This window comes from Psychrobacter sp. LV10R520-6 (assembly GCF_900182925.1).
GTDB lineage: Bacteria > Pseudomonadota > Gammaproteobacteria > Pseudomonadales > Moraxellaceae > Psychrobacter.
Genome location: NZ_LT900024.1, coordinates 453,486 through 477,222 on the forward strand (window position 1 = coordinate 453,486; position 23,737 = coordinate 477,222).

At 43.2% G+C, this 23,737-nt stretch carries 18 protein-coding genes; 14 read left to right on the forward strand and 4 right to left on the reverse strand.

Features of this window, described 5'->3' with window-relative positions; genetic code table 11:
• Window positions 1-493 precede the first annotated feature (493 nt).
• Together folD and U1P77_RS02005 are read left to right on the forward strand one after the other, a co-directional pair.
• Window positions 494-1,399, forward strand: a complete 906-nt coding sequence (gene folD / locus U1P77_RS02000; protein WP_321155756.1) for a bifunctional methylenetetrahydrofolate dehydrogenase/methenyltetrahydrofolate cyclohydrolase FolD — start codon at window positions 494-496, stop codon at window positions 1,397-1,399.
• Window positions 1,399-2,022 (forward strand): phosphate-starvation-inducible protein PsiE, encoded by a 624-nt coding sequence (locus tag U1P77_RS02005; protein WP_321155757.1) that lies wholly within the window; start codon window positions 1,399-1,401, stop codon window positions 2,020-2,022. Before folD ends, U1P77_RS02005 begins: the two co-directional genes overlap by 1 nt.
• Before the next feature lie 144 nt (window positions 2,023-2,166).
• Here the strand turns inward: U1P77_RS02005 and corA are convergent, their stop codons facing one another.
• The 3 genes from corA to U1P77_RS02020 form a co-directional block, all read right to left on the reverse strand.
• A complete protein-coding gene (corA, locus tag U1P77_RS02010) occupies window positions 2,167-3,360 on the reverse strand; it encodes a magnesium/cobalt transporter CorA (RefSeq protein WP_321155758.1) in 1,194 nt (397 codons plus the stop codon).
• 208 nt (window positions 3,361-3,568) lie between these two features.
• The gene (locus U1P77_RS02015; protein WP_201558306.1) at window positions 3,569-3,958 is read right to left on the reverse strand and encodes a DUF2237 family protein; all 390 of its coding nucleotides are present in this window, start codon (window positions 3,956-3,958) and stop codon (window positions 3,569-3,571) included.
• Window positions 3,959-4,456: 498 nt separating this feature from the next.
• Window positions 4,457-5,158 carry an IS1 family transposase gene (locus tag U1P77_RS02020; RefSeq protein WP_321154869.1) on the reverse strand — a complete coding sequence of 234 codons (702 nt, stop codon included), beginning with the start codon at window positions 5,156-5,158 and terminating at the stop codon, window positions 4,457-4,459.
• A gap of 126 nt (window positions 5,159-5,284) precedes the next feature.
• Between U1P77_RS02020 and U1P77_RS02025 the strand changes: the two genes are divergently transcribed.
• From U1P77_RS02025 to U1P77_RS02080, 12 genes are all read left to right on the forward strand, one after another.
• Entirely contained in the window at window positions 5,285-6,604 is a 1,320-nt protein-coding gene (locus tag U1P77_RS02025; RefSeq protein ID WP_321155759.1) for an ATP phosphoribosyltransferase regulatory subunit, read from the forward strand.
• A gap of 242 nt (window positions 6,605-6,846) precedes the next feature.
• Complete coding sequence (locus tag U1P77_RS02030; RefSeq protein WP_321155760.1) at window positions 6,847-8,136, forward strand: adenylosuccinate synthase; 1,290 nt, start codon at window positions 6,847-6,849, stop codon at window positions 8,134-8,136.
• Window positions 8,137-8,695: 559 nt separating this feature from the next.
• Entirely contained in the window at window positions 8,696-9,127 is a 432-nt protein-coding gene (gene ndk, locus U1P77_RS02035) for a nucleoside-diphosphate kinase (protein WP_321155761.1), read from the forward strand.
• Window positions 9,128-9,544: 417 nt separating this feature from the next.
• Window positions 9,545-10,789, forward strand: coding sequence for a dual-specificity RNA methyltransferase RlmN (rlmN, locus tag U1P77_RS02040; protein ID WP_321155762.1), 1,245 nt, complete (start codon window positions 9,545-9,547; stop codon window positions 10,787-10,789).
• Window positions 10,790-11,049: 260 nt separating this feature from the next.
• Entirely contained in the window at window positions 11,050-11,988 is a 939-nt protein-coding gene (pilW, locus tag U1P77_RS02045) for a type IV pilus biogenesis/stability protein PilW (protein WP_321155763.1), read from the forward strand.
• Complete coding sequence (locus U1P77_RS02050) at window positions 11,979-12,803, forward strand: helix-turn-helix domain-containing protein (protein ID WP_321155764.1); 825 nt, start codon at window positions 11,979-11,981, stop codon at window positions 12,801-12,803. Before pilW ends, U1P77_RS02050 begins: the two co-directional genes overlap by 10 nt.
• A 142-nt stretch (window positions 12,804-12,945) precedes the next feature.
• Window positions 12,946-14,061: a flavodoxin-dependent (E)-4-hydroxy-3-methylbut-2-enyl-diphosphate synthase gene (ispG, locus tag U1P77_RS02055; RefSeq protein ID WP_321155765.1), complete on the forward strand. Its 1,116-nt coding sequence runs from the start codon at window positions 12,946-12,948 to the stop codon at window positions 14,059-14,061.
• A 69-nt stretch (window positions 14,062-14,130) separates the two neighbouring features.
• The gene (gene hisS / locus U1P77_RS02060; protein ID WP_321155766.1) at window positions 14,131-15,447 is read left to right on the forward strand and encodes a histidine--tRNA ligase; all 1,317 of its coding nucleotides are present in this window, start codon (window positions 14,131-14,133) and stop codon (window positions 15,445-15,447) included.
• 199 nt (window positions 15,448-15,646) lie between these two features.
• Window positions 15,647-16,480 (forward strand): YfgM family protein, encoded by an 834-nt coding sequence (locus U1P77_RS02065; protein WP_321155767.1) that lies wholly within the window; start codon window positions 15,647-15,649, stop codon window positions 16,478-16,480.
• A 147-nt stretch (window positions 16,481-16,627) separates the two neighbouring features.
• Window positions 16,628-17,836: an outer membrane protein assembly factor BamB gene (gene bamB, locus U1P77_RS02070; protein WP_321155768.1), complete on the forward strand. Its 1,209-nt coding sequence runs from the start codon at window positions 16,628-16,630 to the stop codon at window positions 17,834-17,836.
• 424 nt (window positions 17,837-18,260) lie between these two features.
• Window positions 18,261-19,703 (forward strand): ribosome biogenesis GTPase Der, encoded by a 1,443-nt coding sequence (gene der / locus U1P77_RS02075; RefSeq protein ID WP_321155769.1) that lies wholly within the window; start codon window positions 18,261-18,263, stop codon window positions 19,701-19,703.
• Between the two features lie 207 nt (window positions 19,704-19,910).
• Window positions 19,911-21,944 carry an ATP-binding protein gene (locus tag U1P77_RS02080; RefSeq protein ID WP_321155770.1) on the forward strand — a complete coding sequence of 678 codons (2,034 nt, stop codon included), beginning with the start codon at window positions 19,911-19,913 and terminating at the stop codon, window positions 21,942-21,944.
• A gap of 163 nt (window positions 21,945-22,107) precedes the next feature.
• Here the strand turns inward: U1P77_RS02080 and U1P77_RS02085 are convergent, their stop codons facing one another.
• Window positions 22,108-23,274: a D-alanyl-D-alanine carboxypeptidase family protein gene (locus U1P77_RS02085; RefSeq protein WP_321155771.1), complete on the reverse strand. Its 1,167-nt coding sequence runs from the start codon at window positions 23,272-23,274 to the stop codon at window positions 22,108-22,110.
• Window positions 23,275-23,737: the final 463 nt, after the last annotated feature.

Genomic DNA, 23,737 nt, shown 5'->3' on the forward strand with positions numbered 1-23,737 from the left:
ACTGCTTTGCCCGTCCGCAAGACAAGAGCTATGCTCGCAGTGGGACAGGACTCTTTTTTGCCGCTACTTCATTAAAACTATCCGCTTAGAATGACTAAACTAGATATTTTTAATCTTGAATCGACTAAAAAATAGTCTCTGTCAGTGCCATGGTCGAATGTTCAACACGCCCTAGACAGTTTAAACTAGTCAAACCTATATAATTCCGTGCTGCTTTTTAATTTCGTCTGTAAGAAGACAAGCTTTAATACATTAGACCTCTTGCGTAAGTCATCGCCAGCTCTTATAACGCCGTTAGCGAAAGTCAATGAAATGGTACTTTTGCAAGAGGTCTATTGTAGGAAGCAGTCAAGTTTTAGCACGTGCTAGGATTTTTGAGCTTAGGCAGGTACAATACTAGGCTTAATTAAACGCTCTTAAGGATAAGACAGGCATGCAAAGTATTTGCGCGCGCTGTCTTTATTTTTTTATCGCATCCTCTATTGGAGTCATCATGTCAACTGCTAAAGAGTCGTCAACTGCCCAAGGGTCCGCTACCGTTTTAGACGGCAAAGCACTTGCTACACAAATAGAAAAGCAACTAAGCACACGCGTAGACGCTATCAAGGATAAAACGGGACGTACACCGATCTTAGCGACGATACTGGTCGGTGAGGATCCAGCCTCTGCGACTTATGTCCGGATGAAAGGTAATGCCTGTAAGCGGGTTGGCATGAATTCTATTAAGGTAGAGATGTCGCATAGTACGACCACAGAGCAGCTTATTGCTAAGATAAACGAGCTTAATGATAATCCTGATGTTCACGGTATTTTGCTTCAGCATCCGGTACCTGATCACGTTGATGAGCGTGCTTGTTTTGAGCAGATTGATCTGGCAAAAGACGTTGATGGTGTGACTTGCCTAGGTTTTGGGCGTATGAGCATGCAAGAGTCCGCCTTTGGGTCATGTACCCCGCAGGGCATTATGCATCTATTGCGTCATTATAATATCGAGCTTGCGGGTAAAGAGGCGGTAGTGGTAGGCCGTAGCCCCATCTTAGGTAAGCCGATGGCGATGATGCTATTGAACTCAAACTGTACCGTGACCATTTGCCATTCAAAAACTCAAGATTTGGCCGCTCATGTTAAACGTGCTGATATTATCGTTGGCGCAGTAGGCGTGCCTGAGCTGATTAAAGCCGACTGGATTAAAGCGGGGGCTATCGTTATTGATGCTGGCTTCCATCCGACTGATAACGGTGGTGTGGGTGATATTGAAATGCGAGGTGTAAAAGATATTGCTCATGCCTATACACCAGTACCAGGCGGGGTGGGGCCAATGACCATTAATACCCTTATCCGTCAAACGGTCACTACCGCTGAAAAATCAGCCGGTCTCGATGTCAGTATGATCGACTAATGAGTCACTCATCCGACCCGCAATTGCCATTAGATAAAAATCAGGAGCCTGAAGCTACACAGCCTCAGGCTGAATCGACCACGCCCAAGTTGATAGGTTCTAAAATGGCTAAAAAAAACGTAGGTATTCACGAGCGACTACAACATATCGGCAGAGAGTTTGTCGATATCTGTCACTACATCATTTTATTTTTAATCAGTGTGGTGGTGGTCTGGACCGCGGGTAAAGAGTTTGTTGGGATTGTCCAAAAAGGCTCAGCAGACTTAAAAGATATTTTAATGTTATTTATTTATCTTGAACTGCTAGCGATGATTGGCATTTATTTCAAGACCCATCGTCTGCCGGTACAGTTTTTGATATTTATCGCCATTACGGCCTTGTCACGACATTTGGTAGTCGATGTGCAGGCGGTATCAGACTACTTTCATCTGTGGTTACTGGCGACGATTTCTGTGGCTATTATGGCACTGAGCGCCTCTATTGTGGTGCTCACTTGGACAGCAAGAACGTTTGGTCGTCCAGAAGACAATCTAGACAGTCAGCATGCAGAATACCGTATCAAATCGCTTCTTCCTGATAACGCTGAGGCACCTGATAATAGTACGAAACATCGTCGTGAGTGACGATTGAAGCTTGTAATGTGGCAAAATAAAAAAGTGGCACGACCAAAAATGCACAAAAAAATAGCTAACGATGGTAGCTCTTTTTTTGTGCTAAATTATACGCTGTTTGGTTGTTAGTTGAACCCTATATTAATTAATAGACACTTATAACCAGCCCAGTCTTTTAAAGTTATAGTATAGATAACTACATAATGAGCCGATAAATAACATAATAATAAGATACGAAAACTTCCAGTGCAGCTCAGGCATAAAGTCAAAGTTCATACCATAAATACCCGCTATCGCTGTCGGCACAGCTAATATACCGGCCCAGGCAGCAAGCTTACGTACCACCTCGTTTTGTCCCATAGTAACCATAGCTAAGTAAGTGTTCATCACCACACTGAGCATCTCATTGAGGCCATTAATCGCATCTAAAGAGTGCAATAGATGGTCGTTAACGTCACGGAAATAGGGTTTGGCTGCTTGGGAAAATGGAGAAACCAAATCACTTTTTTTATGATTGATAAAAAAGCTACAGATATCTTGAACAGGCAAAATAACCGCTCGCATATGTACCAGTTGTGATTTTAACTCGTACAGATTTTTGAGGGTGCTTTTATTAAATTCATAGGTAAAAATATGGCGCTCTTGCTCCCGTAAATAGCTGCCTAAGCGATCGGTGATCGGCATATAGTTATCGACTATAAAGTCGAGAGTAGCGTGCAAGACAAAAATAGGCCCCATCCGTAGCTTTTCAGGGCGACGGTGACAATGCTCGCGTACTGGTGCGTAAGAATTTGAAGGGCCGTTACGAATGGTAATCAGATAGTTTTTACCCATAAATATCGCTGTCGTACCATAGCGGATAACATTATTTTCCAGTTTTGCGGTACGTAGCACCACGAATATCGTATCGTTATCATAGTTTTCGACTTTAGCACGCTGATGATCAGCGAACGTATCTTCAATCGCCAGCTCATGTAAGTCGAATGCATTTTGTACCTTGGCGATAGTTTGCAGACTGGGATCATATAGCCCAAGCCAGATAAACTGACCACTATTAGTCAGCGCCTTACTGACGTCGCTCAGCGCCACTTGATCGAGCTGCTCGCCCGTTTTACGTGAATAGGCATAGCAGTTGACGACTTCATCAGCGCTGGAAGAATCAATATCTTCATAGCGCTCAGAGTCTGGGTCATAGACCGTCATGGTCTCAATCGTACCTTCTGGCGTCGCATCTGCATCACCATAAATATAACTGTCATAATCGGCCATATCTGAGTAAATACGGTTGATATTAGAGTCAGGTGTAATACGAGTTGTGGTTTTGACCAACTGGTCGTCATCGTGATTCATACCCCCTCCTTTATTACGATTATGAAAGCCTAGTATGATTATAGGAACTCAGTACAATTAGCAAAAACCAGTCACAACAATTAGTAATAAAAAATAGGTAATAAGAACTTGGTTGCTAAACTTTGTTACTAAATTACCTACTATTAATTACTAATAAGCGTCTAAGACTATTCTAGCTCAGGTTTATCCCTAGAGGTTTAACTAGGATTTATATGGCATAGCGTTTTAGAGTCTCAATATCGACTAGAGCTAATAAGCTTTCGTGACAGCCTTCCAGTTTTAATTGTGGCGCAATATCGAAGTCTAGTGCTTCAACCCAACGCAGGGCGCAGATGCACCAATAGTCGCCAGGCTTCAAGCCGGCAAAGTTATATTCAGGTAGTGGGGTAGTAAGGTCATTACCGCGACTTGATGAAAAGTTTAAAAACTCACTGGTCATCTTGGCACAGACGGTATGCTGACCGACATCATGATTGCCTGTATGACAGAAGCCGTTACGATAATAGCCGGTGATAGGATCAAAGCAGCAGCTGGCGAGGGCAGTGCCCAGCACGTTAGTTTGGTTGATAGCTGGATTGGGATGGTAGTCAGATGACATAAGGTCTCCGAGGTAAATGATTTTTGAAAGTGATAAAAGCAAGAGTGATAAAAATATGGGCTAGTGTAGCATGAGTCTAGCAGGTTGTTGTCACTCAAATAGTGCTAGCATCAGCATCTATAAGCCTATACAGAATTAATATAAAATATAAACTATGAATAATAGATCGATGTTGCTAACTACTGATGTTTCTGATTATTAATCTCCCTAATGACTAAGCATATATTACCTAAAGATTAGGGCTAATTGTGACTAGGCGAAACTTGGTGGCTATGCTAAACTTAAGCGTAAAGTGCCTTTATCATTTATCGCATTAATGTAGTCGTTTTATCATTCCAGTTTATACTCATACCTTTCGGCATTACCTAGCTTGTTTGTGATAATTAGGCCTAGGATGTTGTGTGCTAAAAATACAAAGTGCCTCTTTACAAAGTGCCTCTTATTGATTTGATGATAAACATAACTTTATAAGGTGGTGTTTCAAAAAGTATGCTGGCATTAGACATAACCATAATTGATATAAAAGAACACCATATTGAACGTCTTAAAATGATTATCAAGTTTCTTAGAAAAAGCACAAGTCTTTCTAACTGCTCGCCTCAATCGGTGTCTTAAACGGCAATTATTACCTTCTATGCCAACAGTATATCTTTTACCAATCTGCTTAGGGTCTGCCTTGAAGGCGGTTTTAAAGCTATCCCAGTTGTCCATGCTGATTGAACCATAGCTCACCTTAAGTTTCTTAAGACGAGCTCGAAGCGCTCTGGCCGTGGCTAAATCACGTTTACCCCAAACATGGGCAACAATCTCACCAGTATCACGGTCATAGGCGTAGATTAACCATACCTTCTGCTTCTTGCAACGTACGTATGTCCAGAACTCATCAACTTCTAAACGCGAGTAGTAATGCTGCTTTGGTGAGATCTTATAGATCGATGAGCCTATGGTGCTTAGTATCTTGCCAATGCTGACAGAGGTGATAGTGGCAATGTCTCTAACACTACAGCCTCGTACTATCATCAGTCGTATCTTATGCTCTATTTTAGAGTGGCAACCCTGATAGGTAATGGCGTGGTCGCCAATGAATTGACGTTTACAGTCTTTGCATTGGTAGTTTTGCTTACCATAGCTTTTTATACCGTTTTTCTTTAGACTAGGACTGTGGCAGTCGGGGCAATTAATCTCTATTTGTGTCTTCATAACCTCAAATATAGCATCTTTGCTTTGACTGGCACCCCTCCTTTATTTACTCAGCATACTTTTTGATACACCACCCTTTATAATACCGCGTTTTTTGGTAAGCGATACGCCAAACAAGGATTTATTGTGTCTGTCAGTTCTGATTCAGCTAACCCCGTCCTGTTAAGCTCTACAAATAAAGCCGCTGCTACTATGGCTAGTGGGCATCCTGATAATAGCCCTGTACCCAATCGTCTGTCCTATCTGAGCAGTTTTGCCGCCGAAGTTGCCAATAGTTGGTTGCTGCCTGATGGCGTAGCTGATGTGTTGTTTGACGATGCTCAAAAGCAAGAAGTGCTACGCCATGAGCTCACTCAGCAGCTTATCACCTATGGTTATCAGCTGGTTTGTCCACCAATGATTGAATTCACTGAGTCACTATTAAGCGATGCTTCAGAAGATCTAAAGCGGCAAACCTTTAAGATTATCGATCAGCTCACAGGTCGTCTGATGGGTGTACGCGCTGATATCACGCCGCAGATTTTACGCATTGATGCGCATCACGGGGGCACGGGAATTGCCCGTTATTGCTATGCTGGCGATGTCATTCATACCTTACCCTCCGGTTTATTTGGGTCACGGACGCCACTGCAATTGGGCGCTGAGATATTTGGTTGCGCCGAGCTTAGTGCCGATATAGAGCTGACAGATGTGTTATTTGCGATGATAGATAGCCTGAATATGAGCGCCGCGATACACGTAGATTTAGGTCACGTTGCGATATTTAAACGCTTAGCCGTATTAGCCCAGCTGTCTGATATTGACACTGAGCAACTAATGCACCTATATGCCAATAAGAATTTGCCAGAGCTAAAGCGCGTCAGTCAAGCCTTGCCCATGGGTGAAGACTTTTATGTCTTAGCGCACTTTGGCCATGATATGGCGCAGCTATTGTCGAAGCTGTCAGCCACCGCGCAGAAAGACTCGCATATTGCTGAGGCGGTCGATGAATTACAACGTTTAAAAATGCATTTGCAAAACCAATGGCAGTGCCAGGTGAGTATCGATGTCACGGAACTGTCGGGCTATCACTACCACACCGGCATTGTGTTCAATGGCTATATTAACAATGAGACCCAGCCACTAGTACGTGGTGGACGCTTTGATGGATTGCAGAGCGATAGCAAACAGTCACGTGCGGCGACAGGTTTTAGTATGGACGTCAGTCGCTTGCTGGCCCATATCCAACTTGATCAACCGACGGTTGTAGTCGTTGATTATACGGCTATCAAGAGTGCTGCGGATAATGCAGACAGTACACAGATGCAGGCATTACAGCAGCAGGTGGATAGTTTACGCCAGCAAGGGTATCGCGTGACCATGCCACTAGATGCTCATGATTGCCCGGTAGGTGTCACGCATCGTTTAAGCATGCTTGATAACCTATGGCAGTTACAAACCGTCTAGCCTGAATTCACCATAAATAAATAGCTCAAATACATATTAGTTAAAAAGCAGTATTACTACTTATTAGCTTAATTTTTTAAATTGTTATTATATAGCCAAGCTAAAATAATACGCGTATAAGGAAACCAAGGGCAGGCTATATCTAGACTATTAAAATAGGTATGGCAAACAAGGTTGACGATGTAGTCGTTTTATAGTGGTCAGATGGTACACACCTCAATACATTATTGTAAGGATTAATCATGGGTAAGAATGTCGTAGTTTTAGGTAGCCAGTGGGGCGATGAAGGTAAAGGTAAAATCGTCGATTTGCTCACTGAAAAAGCCTCAGCGGTCGCGCGTTTTCAGGGCGGTCACAATGCTGGGCATACACTGGTTGTCGACGGCAAAACCACCGTTCTACATTTGATACCATCAGGTATTCTACGTGAAGGCGTCACTTGCTTTATCGGTAACGGAGTAGTACTTGCCCCTGATGCGCTGCTCAAAGAGATGAAAGAGCTAGAAGACAATAACGTGCCGGTTCGTGAGCGTTTGCGTATTTCACCAAACTGTCCACTCATCATGCCGTATCACGTGGCGCTTGATCAAGCGCGTGAAGCCAAGCGCGGCACGGGTAAAATTGGTACTACCGGTCGCGGTATTGGTCCTGCGTATGAAGATAAAGTGGCACGCCGTGCTATTAAACTTGCGGATTTGTTCCGTGATGACTTAGAAGAAAAATTACGCAACCTAATTGAATATCATAACTTTCAATTGACTCAATATTACAAAGTCGATGCCATCGATTTTGACCATACTTATCAGCTGTGTAAAAAATGGAAAGAAGAAATCAAAGGCATGGTTACTGATGTAACTGAAGAGCTCAATCAATTACGCCTTGCTGGCAAAAACCTAATGTTTGAAGGGGCACAAGGAACGTTACTTGATATCGATCACGGTACTTATCCGTTTGTAACTAGCTCAAGCGTGACTGCTGGTGGTGTATCAACCGGTACTGGTATTGGTCCACTATATCTAGATTATGTCTTGGGCATTACTAAAGCCTATACTACTCGTGTGGGTAGCGGTCCATTCCCAACAGAATTGTTCGATGATGTGGGAGCGCATTTGGCTAAAGCTGGCCATGAATTTGGTGCCACTACTGGACGTGCGCGTCGCTGTGGCTGGTTCGATGCTGAAGCCTTACGTCGTGCAGTCGTACTAAACTCATTATCAGGGATTTGCTTAACCAAGCTTGATGTCCTAGACGGTTTAGAAGAGCTGTTAATTGGTGTCGGCTACGATCTACCAGAGACTGAATTTGCAGGCGCGCATGATGCGGAATTCTATGAGTCAGTAACGCCTAAGTACGAGACATTGCAAGGCTGGAGCGAATCAACAGTTGGTGTTACTAACTATGACGATTTGCCTGAAAATGCTAAAAAATATATCAAACGTATTGAAGCATTGATTGACTGTCCTGTCGATATCATCTCTACCGGCCCTGACCGCGAAGAAACTATCGTTTTACGCGATCCGTACGACGTGTAATTAAAATAAGCAGTCACTATTAGACTGAAATTGTTTGATGATAAAGCCCCAGTTCATGCATTGTGCTGGGGTTTTTGTTTGCGCCACACTTTATAGGTGGGTTTTTAGTAGGCTTTATGAGAATACAGTTAATCCAATTTAAAAACGACACAATGCGAATGGGTTGCTGGAATGAATTTTTTGCAGCATCGAAACACGCTTGTTAACAGCACGCCAGAAAAATTTATACCAGTAGCACGTTGCTACAAGGGTATTCCTTTTATTTTGAATCGACTATTTTTGAATCGACTATATAGGAAGGCAAGGTTATAGAAAAACAATGTTAATAATTAAGGTTAATAATTAATGAACGCTAAGTTTACGTTTAAGTAAGCTATGATTATAAATTGCCCCTATCATTTATAGTATCAATCATTATAATAGGCAGCAATCACACGCTGACCGTTATGTGTCCACATTGGGATGCATAAGTCCGTCAAATTAGCGTGCTGATCAAAGAACATATAAATTATTTATCATTTCATTCTTTATCTAACTTATTATTTATTAGGAGCTTTTCATGGCTAACGAACGTACGCTATCTATCATCAAACCTGACGCTGTCGCTGGCAATCACATCGGCGCTATCTACGACCGTTTTGAACAAGCCGGTCTAAAAATTGTTGCCGCTAAAATGCAACAACTAGATGACGAAAAAGCGGGTGGCTTCTACGCTGAGCATAAAGAACGTCCATTTTATAACGACCTAAAATCTTTTATGACCTCAGGTCCAGTATTGGTCTCAGTACTAGAAGGCGAAAACGCTATCGCTAAGCATCGCGAAATCATGGGCGCTACTAACCCAAAAGACGCTGATAAAGGCACCATCCGTGCTGACTTTGCTAGCAGCATCGATGAAAACGCAGTTCATGGTTCAGATTCAGCCGAATCAGCTCAGCGTGAAATTAGCTACTTCTTCAATGATGATGAAGTTTGTGCTCGTACGCGTTAATAGCTATTAGTAGCGATAGTTATAATTAGCCATCATTGTTAATCTATAAGCATTAACAGAGATTGCTATGAATGATTGTAGATCAATAGTGTCGCAAAACGGCTTATACTCAATAGGGTATAGGCCGTTTCACCTATCATAAATCTCACAAATAAGTCTGTTTTTTATTGAAATTTACCTTAATGCCCTTCATGATAAGTAAATAGTATATTTTTTATCAATTAATCAGCGTTATCAATCCCTTATCAGCATATTTTCTTATTAAGTATTTTTTCTAAAATGTTTGATAGGACTATTTATAAGACTGTTTATAAACGTAGAAGTGACAAAATTTGCGTTGATAACGGATTGCTCATGCACCACTACATTGCCTATTTTATTTTATGCTAACAAGTTTTACGCCACAGGCCACCTATTATGTCAACAACTGATCAAACACCCACTCAGCCAGTACAAGCGCATACCCCAGCCAAACGCAACAATAGCATCAAGCTATTGGATGAGGCGCACGCAAAAACCAATCTATTGGGTATGACGCAAGCGCAACTTGCTGATTACTTTAAAAGTATTGGCGAAAAACCGTTTCGTGCTACCCAAGTGATTAAGTGGATTTATCAACAAGGCGTCACTGACTTTGAACAGATGACTAATTTAAGCAAAGGCCTGCGGGATAAACTGTCAGCCAATGCTTGTGTGGCCCCGCCAAAAGTGATTCATCGTCAATATAGTGATGATGGCACGCGTAAATGGGTGTTTGAAGTCACCGGCGGCTCGTTGGTTGAGACGGTTTTAATTCCGGCAGATGACAGCAAAATAAATGGCCGTAAAACCTTATGTGTTTCATCGCAAGTCGGCTGTGCACTGGACTGTAGCTTTTGTAGTACTGGCAAACAGGGCTTTGAGCGCGATTTGAGCGCGGCTGAAATTCTTGGGCAATTATGGGTCGCGAACGCTTCGTATATGACCGATGATCAGGACAGTTTGGATGGCGTTGATCACAGCTTATGGGAAAATAACGTGACCAATGTGGTGATGATGGGTATGGGCGAACCATTATTAAATTATCGTCCGGTAGTCAGCTCGATGGAGCTGATGCTAAGTGACCATGCGTATGGTTTATCCAAGCGCCGCGTAACTTTGTCAACGTCTGGTGTGGTGCCTAAAATGTATCAGCTGGCACAAGATATCGATGTGGCTCTGGCCATATCCTTGCATGCGCCCAATGATGAGCTGCGTAATGAGCTAGTGCCGATTAATAAAAAATATCCTCTAGCAGAATTGATTGCCGCCGCAAAAAACTACGTTCATGATGTCAATCCACGCCATAAAAAGCACGTGACCATTGAATATGTCATGCTCGACGGCATCAATGATCATGATAAACATGCTCATCAGTTGGTAACGCTATTAGACGGTTTACCCAGTAAGATTAACCTCATTCCGTTTAACCCTTTCCCGCATTCGGGGTATGATAAGTCAAGCAATAACCGTCTTCATGCCTTTAGTAATATTCTTAGTGAAGCGGGATTTGTCTGTACCATTCGCCAAACTCGCGGTGATGACATTGATGCTGCCTGCGGTCAATTGGTTGGACAGGTCGCTGACCGTACCAGACGTTCAGCTGCATGGCAAAAAAGTATTAAAGACCGTGAAGAGGCTTAATCTGATCTTTGAAACAAAAACATTTGAAATAAAAATATTTAAAACGGAAATATTTAAAACGGAAACTTGATATAAGGGTATTTAAAATAATCTTGGCATAGTCTTTAGCTGTCTTTTATCCCTCTTGATGGTAATAAAAATGTAGCCATAAAGATTTATAACGACTAAATAGCAACTTAATTGTACTTAGTGGTTCTAAATCTATTAAACTGATGCCTCTTTGATCCAAAGCACTGAACCACAGTTTTATTATGGCGGCTATGATGACTTCTAGATATTCTTGTCAAATTAAATCTCAAGAACACTTTTGTTTATCGGCGAATGAGCCTAGGATAACCGCTTATAATCAAACAGGGTGCTCAAAGCGGATTGTGCTAGGAAGTGCGCTAATAGCGTTGCTACTAGCGGGGTGCCAAAGTACCCAGACTAACGATTTGACTGGCGGTACGCGCTATCAAACCACAACCCAGCCAAGCAGCAACCAAAGTAAAGACAAACAAGAAATTGCTCGCGTCCGCACGTCACTTGCCGCGCAATATATCCGCAAGAACGAGCTTGACACCGCTCACCGTCAGTTAGAAAAAGCTTTTGCTGCTAATAGCCGTTACGCGCCCGCCTATGATATGATGGGCGTTTTATTGCAGCAAGAAGGCAGCCGTCTGAATCTTGAAAAAGCCGATCAATATTTTAAGAAAGCCATTGCGCTTGATAAAGATTTTGATCAGGTGCGCAATAATTACGGCGTGTACTTATCCCAGATGAAACGCTATTCTGAGGCGGCGGCACAGTTTGAGATTGCAGGGTCAGCACTTGGCTATGAAGGTCGTATTGGCGCCCTTGAAAACTTAGGTCGCACCTATTTGCAGCTTAATAATAATCCTGCAGCAGCCAAAGCATTTTTGCGCGCATTAGATGGCAATCGTAATAGCTTAATTGCCCATATTGAGTTGGTTGACTTGTTACTTGAGCAGCAGCGTGTTCAGCAAGCACAGCGGCTTTATGATGAGACTTTAGTATTGGTGCAAGGTCAAGGGGTTAGCCCACGCTTACTCTTACAAGGCATCAAACTTACTGCCGCCCAAAATAACAAAACGACCCGCCAGCAGTTAGCACAGCAGCTCTTGTCTGCTTATCCGCTGAGCGATGAAGCAAAACAACTTAAGAATTGGCTTAATAATCCAGAGGCATCATGGAAATGACCACCCCATCATCAAACCAACAATCTAACGCTCAGGGATCATTTGGTGCCATGCTGCAGCAAGCCCGCAAAACTAAGCAAGTTAGCTTAGATGACGCGGCAGGTGAGCTGTTCATTTTAAAGCGTCACTTGCAAGCGCTAGAAAGTGAAAACTTCTCTGAGCTACCACAAGCGGCTTTTGCTCGTGGCTTTGCGATTAATTACGCTAAGTTTTTGGATATAGATCCTATAAAAATAGCGGCCAGCTTCGATGCAGCTTATCCAAACGAGCTAAAAATTCACTCAGTAGATAACATCGCTTCACCACTGCGCCCAATGGGTACTTTACAGCGTGATACTCACAATCGCATTCGCTTTAACCCGCTGCTAATTGGGGCGGTGATTGCTCTGATTGTGTTAGCAATATTTTTATTTCGTATGGTGAGTAATGCTACCAACGATAATAACCAAGAGCCTACGCCAGTAGCCGAAGGTTTGTCGGCAGCAGAACAAGCGCAAGGGGCTGCGATTAATACTCAGTCTAGTGGGGTCGGTGCGTCCGGCTCCGCGCTGAATTTAGGTAGTAGTGACAGTATGAGCAGTACCTCTTTAGAGGTTAAGCTTACTGACACTACTACCGTTAGTATCATGGATGCCTCTGGCAGCAGCTTGATGAGTGGTCTGCAAACTTCTGGTAATTATAAGCTACTAGGCAATCCACCCTTTAATATTCAGATTGATAATATTGATAATGCTAGCTTATTGCTTAACCAAGAACCGGTTGCATTGGATCAATATGCGACTGACAAAAAAGCCAGTTTTGAGTTGACGCTTTAATTTATTCAAGTTGTAATTTATTATAGCGATCATAAATTAAGCGTTCTTGAATTTTTATTCATGACTGCTATAGCAATATAAATTGCCTTATTATAGATTACCATCGTTTTTTATGTCTTAGCTCTGATTGAAGGATTCATATATGTCAACGTCATCGCCTATTAACCGTCGCCTTACTAAAAAAATATACGTCGGTGATGTCGCGATTGGTGGTGATGCACCGATTAGCGTACAAAGTATGACCAATACTGATACCTGCGATATAGCGGCGACCGTCGCGCAAATCGAGCGCTGCGTCGAGGCGGGTGCTGACTTGATGCGCGTATCGACCCCAACGATGGATACGGTCGAGGCACTTGGTAAAATTCGCAAATTGGTCAGCGTGCCCCTGATAGCAGATATTCATTTCGATCATAAAATTGCGCTTGCCGCTGCTGAGGCCGGTGCTGATTGTTTGCGTATTAACCCGGGTAATATTGGTAGCGATGCCAAAGTGCGCGAAGTGGTCGCCTGCGCTAAATATCATAATATTCCTATCCGTATTGGCGTCAATGCCGGTTCATTAGAAAAAGACATTCAGCGTAAATATACCGAGCCAACTGGTGAGGCCATGCTAGAGTCAGCAATGCGTCATATTGACATTCTTGAGCGCCTAAACTTTGATCAATATAAAGTCTCGGTCAAAGCCAGTAATGTGTTTTTGACCTTAGATGCCTATCGCTTAATATCAGCACAGATTGATAATCCGCTTCATCTGGGTGTGACCGAAGCGGGCGTTTACCGTACAGGTGCGGTTAAGTCTGCCATTGCACTTGGTGGCTTATTACTCGACGGTATTGGCGATACCATACGTATCTCGCTGGCAGCAGAACCGGAAGAAGAGATTAAGATTGGTTTTGATATTCTAAAGTCACTTAATATCCGCTCCAATGGTGTGAATTTTATCGCTTGCCCCAGTTGTTCACGGCAAGAGTTTGACGTAATTAGAGTCATGACGGCTTTAGAGGCTCGCTTAGAAGATATTCGTGAACCAATGAATCTATCGGTGATTGGCTGTAAGGTTAATGGTCCAGGTGAGGCCAAAGTGTCTGACATTGGTATCGTAGGCGCGGCACCCAAATCCTTGGTTTACCGGATGGGCAAAAAAAGCCATTTAATCGATACGGACAATCTGGTCGATGAAATAGAAGGTATGGTACGTGCCCATGCTGATGAGCTAGCAAAATCACGTGAAAACGAAATTATCCGAGTAAAATAGCGCTCAGTTAATCACAGAGACAACAATAATAAAGACAACAGCACTAACGTTTGAGGATATAACGGCACCATGATCAAAGCTATCAAAGGGTTCAACGATATTTTGCCAGAGCAGGCAGCAAAGTGGTTGCAATTAGAAGCGATATTAACCGATGTGCTGGGCAGATATGGTTTTGAGCATATTCGCTTACCGATCGTTGAGCAAACCGATCTATTTACTCGTGCTATTGGTGGCGCTACTGACATTGTCGAAAAAGAGATGTATAGCTTTACCGATAAGTCTGAGCCACCAACGCCATTAGCCTTACGTCCTGAAGGCACGGCGGGGGCGGTACGAGCGGTCATTGAGCATAATTTATTGCGCGGTGACACCCCAAAGCTGTGGTATATCGGTCCTATGTTTCGCTATGAGCGTCCGCAAAAAGGTCGCTATCGTCAGTTTCACCAGCTGGGTGTTGAGAGCTTTGGTAGTGCGCTACCGGATGCTGATGCAGAACTAATCGCTATGACCCATTTAATGTGGCAAGCGCTTGGTCTAAAAGATGAGATGCATCTTCAGCTGAACAGTCTAGGCGAGCCTGATGAGCGTTATGCCTATCGCGAAGCGTTGGTTGCTTATTTGACTGATAAACAAGATCAGTTAGATGATGACAGTAAGCGCCGTTTAACGACCAATCCGCTGCGCATTTTGGATAGTAAAGATGCGAGCACACAAGCTGTACTGGCTGATGCGCCCAAGCTTGCTGAATTTTTGGGTGCGGAGAGTGTGGCGCATTTTGAACAAGTTCAAGCTTATCTGACGGCGCTTGGTATTGATTATGAGCTGAACCCGCATCTGGTACGAGGTCTTGATTACTATAACAAAACCGTCTTTGAGTGGGTCACCGATAAGCTTGGCAGTCAAGCAACGGTCTGTGCTGGCGGTCGCTATGATGGTCTAGTTGGTGAAGTGAAGTCTATAGGTGCGCGTGACGGCGCGCAGGATAAGAAGCCCGTAAAGTCTGAGCCTGCCGTTGGTTTTGCTATGGGCCTTGAGCGGTTATTATTGCTCATTGAAGCTGTGGCGCCACTGGCTGATTTATCAGCTTGTGACGTTTTTGTGGTCGCGCATCCTGATGTTTATAGTGCTGGTATAGGCTATGCACAAAATTTACGCTATAGTCGCCCAGACCTGCGGGTCAAAATGGCGAGTGCCACCAGCCTAAAAGCACAGATGAAAAAAGCGGATAAATCAGGGGCCACGCTGACTGTTATTATTGCGCAGCAAGAGCTTGATGATAATACCATTAGCATTAAAAATATGCAGACTGGTGAGCAAAAAACCGCTGCGCAAGATTGGCTGTCTAGCACAGATAACTTCTCATGTGAGCGCTCTAGCCAGCCATAATTTGAGTGAGCCCTAAATAGTTAGTTAATGGTTAGCAGCTGCTTGGTAAGACTTCTATTATTAGCAGAAATAAATATGCTGTATGTAGGTTTAGAAACCACTATATGTGGTTATAAAAACAACGTTTAAAAATAATATTTAGTAGCAATAAGCGCGTATAACATTATTGTAGTCTCTAGTTTTTATCAGGTAAATAAACATGGCCCAGACACCTCGTTCGCCGAATGCAGATAACTCAATGCAAGCGCTTAAGCAATATGGCAGCTATATTCTCACTGCTATTTTATTGGCGCTAGCTGGCTACTTTGGCTGGACATATTGGCAAGATAACCATGCGCGGGTAGATACGGTCGCTGCTGACCAATATGCAGATATTCAACGGCTCAATGAAGAGGTCAGTCTAGCAGCGCAAAACCCAGATTTAGAAGCAGAGGCGCAGACGGCACTCGTAGAAAGTCGTACGCAGCTCAACAAGGATATCGATGCGCTTGTTAGTACTCATGGTGACTCTGTATACGCATGGCAGGCATTAATGATTAAAGCACGTCAGCAAGTCGATAGTGATGACTTTGCCGGCGCGGGTGAAACCTTAAAAAAAGCGTTGGCGATCGATTTGGGTGACGAGGGTCTAAATGCCATTACGCGCTTGCGTTATGCGTCGACCTTACTGGCATCAGGTGATGCTGATGCTGCATTGGCTGAAGCTAATAACGATATGCCCAGCTCATTTGAAGCCAGTCAGCAAGAATTGCTAGGCGATATCTATATAGCAAAAGACGATAAAAAGTCCGCTATTCAAGCTTATAATAATGCTTGGGAGCTACTGCGAAAACGTCAAGAAACGCGTGCAGTATTAGCGTTGAAAATGGAAGGCCTAGGTATCATCCCTGATCCTATTAGCGAGCCAACCAGCCTTATTCGAGCTTCTGTTGCTCCTGAACAGCCGCTAGTAATTGAGAATACTACAGAGAGTGCTGAAAATGGCGTTGCTGGTAATGCGCCAAGCAATTCTTCAGGTAATATAGAGAACTAAGCAGCAAAGCAAATAGCACAATAAGTCAGTAGGATCATATTAATATATAGTGTTGGTTTAGGGTGCAATCCGCTTTTTATTCACCGCTGGTTTATGTACTGATGGCCCATTTAATAATCGTTAATTTATTCGTAGTGAGAACATATAATGACCCGATCTATTCGCTCCAGTAAAATTATAAAAGGCAACACTATTAAAGCGACTGTCATGCATGTGGCAGTATTGGCGTTGATGACTACGGCTGTCGTTGGCTGTAACCGTGGTATCAAGCCGGTTGTGAATGATCCTGTGAAACTGGTACAAATTGCACAGCCTATTAGTGTGCTACAGCCAGTCTTTAGTGTCGATGTTGGCAATAAAAAAGCCAGTAGAAAAGACCCCCTTAGCTTACAGATTGGTTATGACAAAACACAGATGGTAACCGCCTCACGCGGGGGTGATTTAGCAGGCTTTGATAAGGCGGGTCAGCGTTTATGGTCACTTAATGTCGGTGGGCAAATCACTGGCGGCGTCGCGTTAGATCCCCTGAGTCAAACGGCTATCGTTAGTACTCGCGGCGGTAAAGTGCTAGCATTTGATAGTGCTACCGGCGCAAAACGCTGGCAACAGCAGCTATCAGGTTCGGTACTAACGCCAGCGCTGATTACCAATAACCGGGTGATTTTGTCTGCCAATAATGGCTTCTTACATGGTTTGTCTCTGCAAACTGGTCAGTCAGTATGGCAGTTTGCTACTCAAGTACCGGCGATCAGCGTTCGCGGCGCTGCTGCACCAACCTTGTTGGATGATAAAACTGCCTTGCTTGCGACCGCCGATGGACGCTTACATGCCATTACTACCGATAGTGGGTTACCGCAGTGGTCAAGACGCATTGGAGTAGGCACAGGCAGCAGCGAAGTTGAGCGCATGAGTGATGTCGATGGCATGCCTATTGTTGATAGTAATCAGCTGTTTGCCATCAGCTATAGCGGTCAACTGATCGGGATTGACTTAGCATCGCGGCAGGTGATGTTTGTCAATGAACTTGCCAGTCTGAAAGCGCTTGCAGTAAATAACCAGCAAGTGATTGCGACCAGTTTAGACGGCAAAGTCGTTGCCTATGATCGCAGCAATGGTCAAACATTGTGGGAAAGTGAAGCGCTGGCTTATCGCGATCTGACCAATCCAGTCATGATTGGCAATTATATTGCAGTCGGTGATTTGGACGGTGTCGTACATCTATTTAATCCTGCGACCGGTAACATTGTGAGCCGTGTGGAAACCAAAGGGGCGCTTAGTAATTTACAAGTACAAGGTAGCCGTTTGATGACCCAAAGTACGTCAGGGCAAGTGGCTATTTGGCAGCTGGCACGTTAAGCGCTTTACTAGCAGTATCTCAGTTAGTAGAGTATTGGTTAATACCTTTGATTAACGATACTGTACTAATTAGCGATAGTATTTTAATTGACGCTAATAGTTGATATTAATTTTCTTGGATATAAACGCTGCTTGGTCAGCGTTTAATGCCTTTTGTAAATCGCTTGTTTAAATACTCTGTTTCGCGTAATCTATGCGCCCTTAGTCAATTTGGTGTTTACTTCCGCGCTTATTAGACACTGGTTAATTATTTATTGTTCAACTACTATTAGATTGAATTGATATACTAATCAATAGTTTAGTAACTGCCAGCTATTTATCTTATTAAAACTCTATTACCATTATCATTCATTTAAGTTTGCGGTAATATACAGCGTATTCGCTGTTATCATTGTCCGTCACTGCACATCATCGAGAGTAGCGCATGAGTATCAAGCCAGTGGTCGCCTTAATTGGTCGCCCAAATGTCGGTAAATCCACCTTATTTAATCAGTTTACCAAAAGTCGGCAGGCCTTGGTTGCCGATCTATCAGGCCTGACCCGTGATCGTCAATATGGTGACGCTGAATATGAAGGCAAATCATTTATTGTCGTAGATACTGGGGGTATTGGTGAAGCGGACGATGGTAGAGGCTATATTGATGATTATATGTCTGAGCAGTCGCACACTGCGATTCATGAAGCGGATATCATCGTCTTTGTCGTCGATGCTCGTGTGGGCTTGATCGGTGCTGATGCCGAAATTGGTAAGTTCTTGCACACCTTGGGCAAACCGGTATATGTGGTTGCCAATAAGGTTGATGGCGTTCATGATTCTGCACCTGCTGAATTTTATGCATTAGGCTTAGGTGAGCCGTATCCGATGGCAGCCAGTCATGGTCGCGGTGTTGGTAATCTGCTTGAAGTTCTAACTGCTGATATGCCAGAGCAAGATAATATACAAGAGCCAAATGGCCTAAAGCTTGCCATCATTGGCCGTCCAAATGTTGGCAAGTCAACGCTAGTGAACCGCCTGTTAGGTGAAGACCGAGTCGTGGTGTTCGATATGCCAGGTACGACGCGCGACAGTATTTACATTCCTTATCAGCGCAATGGTAAAGACTATGTATTGATTGATACTGCTGGGGTACGTCGCCGTGGCAAAATCGATGAGAAAGTAGAAAAGTTCTCCGTTATCAAGACCTTGCAAGCTATCGATGACTCAAATGTCACCATTATTGTCATTGATGCCCAAGAAGGTATCGTAGATCAAGATTTGCATATGATTGGTTATGCGCTTGATGCTGGTCGCGCCTTAGTGGTCGCGATTAACAAGTGGGATGGTCTAAGTTCTGATCAAAAAGATTTTATTAAGTTAGAAATGGATCGCCGTTTTAACTTTATCTCGTATGTTAAAGTCCATATGATATCTGCATTGCACGGTACGAATGTGGGCAACTTATATCCATCAATCCTACGTGCTTATCAGTCTTCAATGTTTGAAGTATCAACCAACCGTTTGACCCAAATTCTGCAAGATGCGGTTACCGCAAATCCACCACCGACCGTGGCTGGTCGCCGTATCAAGCTGCGTTATGCGCATATTGGCGGTCATAATCCGCCAGTGATTGTTATTCATGGTAACCAAACCGGCTCGCTACCTAAGAGCTATCAGCGCTACCTTGAGAACCAATTCCGTGAGGTCTTTAAGCTAGAAGGCACCCCGCTCAATGTGGTCTTTAAGCTCAACGAAAACCCATACGCTAATAAAAGTGATACCCCAACCAAAGCTAAAGCCCAACAGCTGCGTCAGCGCGAGCGTAATCGGGCACAGAAGTTCACTACTAAAGAGAAAAAGTTTACTACCAAAGATAAGAAGCCTCGTTAAGCTATCTTCTTTATGATTCTCTTTATAACCTATCAGACATTCGAGTAGAGTTGACAACGTTTTATAATGGTGCCGATGGTAGTCATTACTATAAAACGTTATCAAAAATACACAGATATTTCACTTCTCATGCCTTATCCTACTCACAATGTAATATAAATAAAAAGTGTAATACCAATAAAAGTCGCCCTAACTTAATTAAGTGACATGAACAACCATCCGTTTCGAACCTTTCCCGCGCTTATTCGGCACTCTGTCCTACAAGCCATAGTGTTGGCAGCGTTGGCCGTTTTTCTATTGTCTTTCACCTATGGGCTGGTACAGCATTATCAGCAAAAGCGTCAGCATATCCAGCAATTGGCCGCACTACTTACTAATAGCGCCTCAACGGAAAATGGGGCTAATTTAGTCGCCAAGCAAGTCAGCATCTTATTAGATGATGAACCCAACATCCAAAGTATTTTGTTTTATTCAACCAGCTATCCTGTCGTTAATCTCGATCAAGCGACTATTGATAAGACCTCTGATGACTGGCAGAACGCTTTGTTTGCGGATACTGTTAGCTTCAATTATGCAGTAACCAACCCTGATATTAGTGTTCGAGTGAGTAACAAAGATAATAACAATAAAAATACCGAACAGCGCGCAAGCTCCAGCCAGCCTTTGGCAACGACCTCAACAAGTAGCAAGCCTGAATCAACGGCGATGAATACTAGGTCAACTGATACTAATGCTTTAAATAAGACTTTAGATAGCACCCTAAATAGCAACGCCTTCGATGACCCTAATACTTTATTGGGTTATATCAATATCACTCTAGACGTTAATCAACTGCGTTGGAATTGGTTTCGAAGTCATTTACCCTTATGGCTCATCATCATTGCATTGGGTAGTGTTTGGGGCTGGTTTATACTTCGCAAGCTCAGCGGCCCTGTCAAAGATGTTGCCGCGCTGGCTGAAGCATGTGACATCGTCAATGGTAATCCAGAGCTTGAGCAGCTACCAATCATTCAGCAGCGTTTCGAGCTGCAAGAGCTGATACAGATTAAGCAGACCTTTATTAACCTGTTTGCTCGTCTACAGCAGGCGAAGAAAGATTATGAGACGCTTGCCGACTTTGAACAGCAGCTACACAATAAGGATTTGTCGCTTAATTTGCAGCGCCATAATTTCCAAAGTATGATTACCCATGAGCTCAAAACTTCCTTAAATGCAATTGTTGGTGGTTTACAACTGCTGGACAATCAGTACTTAAATACTGAGCAAAAAGACGTAGTGGCTATCATTCGTAAGGGCAGTCGACAATTAGTGATAACGCTTGAGCAGATTATTCAGCTGAATAAGATAGAAAAAGGTCAAGTTAGTATTAACCTAAGCGAATTTAATCCTCTACAATTGATTGCGGATCTTCTCGCAGAATATGAGCCTATTGCCAAGCAAAAGGGTCTGGAGTTGACCAGTAATATTCATCATATTGATTATATACTTGAAGGCGACGCAACAAAAATTCAGCAAATTTTATCTCTACTGCTCGATAATGCCATTAAATTTACTCCATTAGGAAAAGTCACTATTGAGTCGCAACTGACTCATTTTAATGAAAGTAACCGCTGGCAGATTAATGTGAAAGATACCGGTATCGGTATCGATCCCGACCATATAGACGATATTTTCAATCCATTTTTTCAGGTGGATTCATCGCAAACACGTGAATACGAAGGGACAGGAATAGGCTTGCTAGTCGTTAAGCAAATGGCACAGCTGATTGGTGCCGCTATTGAGGTCGACAGCACACTAGGTATAGGCAGCCAATTTAAGATCATCATTCCTCTGCGCAATCAGTACCAAGCTCGTCAGCAGCATTTATTTTCTGGATTGGTTATTGTTTATTATTACTATCATGAGATGGGTTTTTTGGTCGATGAATTACAGCGTCTTGGCGCTACGGTCACTTGTCATCAGTATGAACAGTTAGTCCTTGATCAGATGAATACCATAAAAGCGGATGTGGTGATGTTTGCAGAGGATGTGTTACCGGACAAAGCAGAAACGATAGCAAAGCGTATCCGTAAGTACGAAACGGCTCATCGTAGCTTATTAATTTATTGGTATTCACCGCACCAAGCTTCTTATTTAGACAGCTTTGAGCATGGGTTAAAAGCGGCGGGTATAGACTACTGCCATAGCGTAATACGTGATAACAAGGTATTAAGTGACCGACTAAAAGAGTGGTTGGCATAGACATAAATATCAAAGCATTAATTCGCATACTTCAATTTATAAAACTGGCAGCACTCTCGAGTAAAAAGTGAACAAAATGCAAATAAAAAAAAGACGCCCAATATAAGGCGTCTTTTTTATTCAGTAATCAATCAATCAGTATCACTAACAGCACTTTATCTTATTAGAATAAGTTTTGCGCCCAGCGTACGACATGTTGCCACATCCGGCTCATAAATCCTGATTGCTCGACATTATTGGTAGCAACGATAGGGACTGAGGCTATAGCTTTGCCATCGATTACTGCCATCATCTTGCCGATCTGTTGACCCTTTTTGATAGGGGCCTCTATGCTGTCAGGAATATCGATAACCGTAGTGATTTTGTTTTTCTGAGTTTTGCTGGTGAGTATCTGTAAATTGTCACCTGTTGCCAGCTCCACCTCGTCCGCTTCCCCAAACCATACGGGTAGCTTGCTAACGAACTGTCCTGACGGCGCTTTAGTAACGGTAGTAAAATGGCCAAAACCCCAATTGAGTAGCTCACGCGATTGATCCGCACGCGCTTGCTGACTCTCTGTGCCCATGATGACAGAAATCAAACGCATATCTTCACGATTACTAGAGGCAACCAAACAATAGCCAGCCGCATTGGTATGGCCTGTTTTTAGACCATCAACGGTAGAGTCGGTGGCGAGTAAGGCGTTGCGGTTACCTTGAGTGATACCGTTATAAGTAAACTCTTTTTCCGCATAAATACTATAGTAGTCACCGCTATTTTTGATGATAGCACGTGCCAGTATAGCCAAATCTAAAGCAGATGACTCATGACCTTCATCGGGCATACCAGTTGAGTTTACGAAGTGGGTATTCTCCATACCCAGCTTTTGCGCTTGCTCATTCATCAAGATTGCAAATGAGGATTCGCTACCCGCGATATGCTCAGCCATCGCTATTGAGGCATCATTGCCGGACTGAATGATAATACCTCGTAGCATATCGATGACGCTTGCATTTGTATTGACCGGTACATACATACAAGACTGACTGCTACTGCCGTGACACCAAGCGTTCTCGCTCATCAGTACTTGTTCGTCTTCTTTAAGATCACCTGAGGATAAACGCTGCTCAATGATATAACTGGTCATCATTTTAGTCAGTGACGCTGGTGGTAGAGGTTGGTTGGCGTTTTTCTGTGCTAAGATCTCTCCAGTGTTATAGTCCATTAATACATAGGCGGTATTGTCCATCTCAGGTTGCTGTATGGCAGCGCTCGCCATCACCGCACTCATGGAAATACTCACACCGATTACCAGCTGCACGAGCTGTTGTTTTACACGCTTTACTGTCATAAATTGTTACACCACATCATGAAACCAAATGCATCTATCGCCTCGTACATAGTACTGAACCTCATACAGTTTTTTGAACCCCGTATCTGAAAAACGGCGTTCTGAAAGAGAGTACTAACGAGGGCAGCTACGGCTGAGCGATGGACATAAAATTAACGCCCTATCTTAGCAAAATGGCAACCGATGGGGAAACAATAAATGCGATAAAGTAAGGCGTTGGTAAAAATTGAATAGAAAATTTCTTAATACTTAAAAGTAGCGAATGTAATAGAGTGTTTTTTTAATACCACAAAAAAGCTTGCTGCGCCGCTCACGATATTGTAAGAAGGGCTACAGCAAGCTATGTTATTCATGCTACAAACTTATCTAGACAAATATCTAAAAAATCTTAGCTAGAAGACTAGCCATATAGAAAACTTTAAGCCGTTACTCTTTATTTTTAAGCCTATGTTAATTATATCTA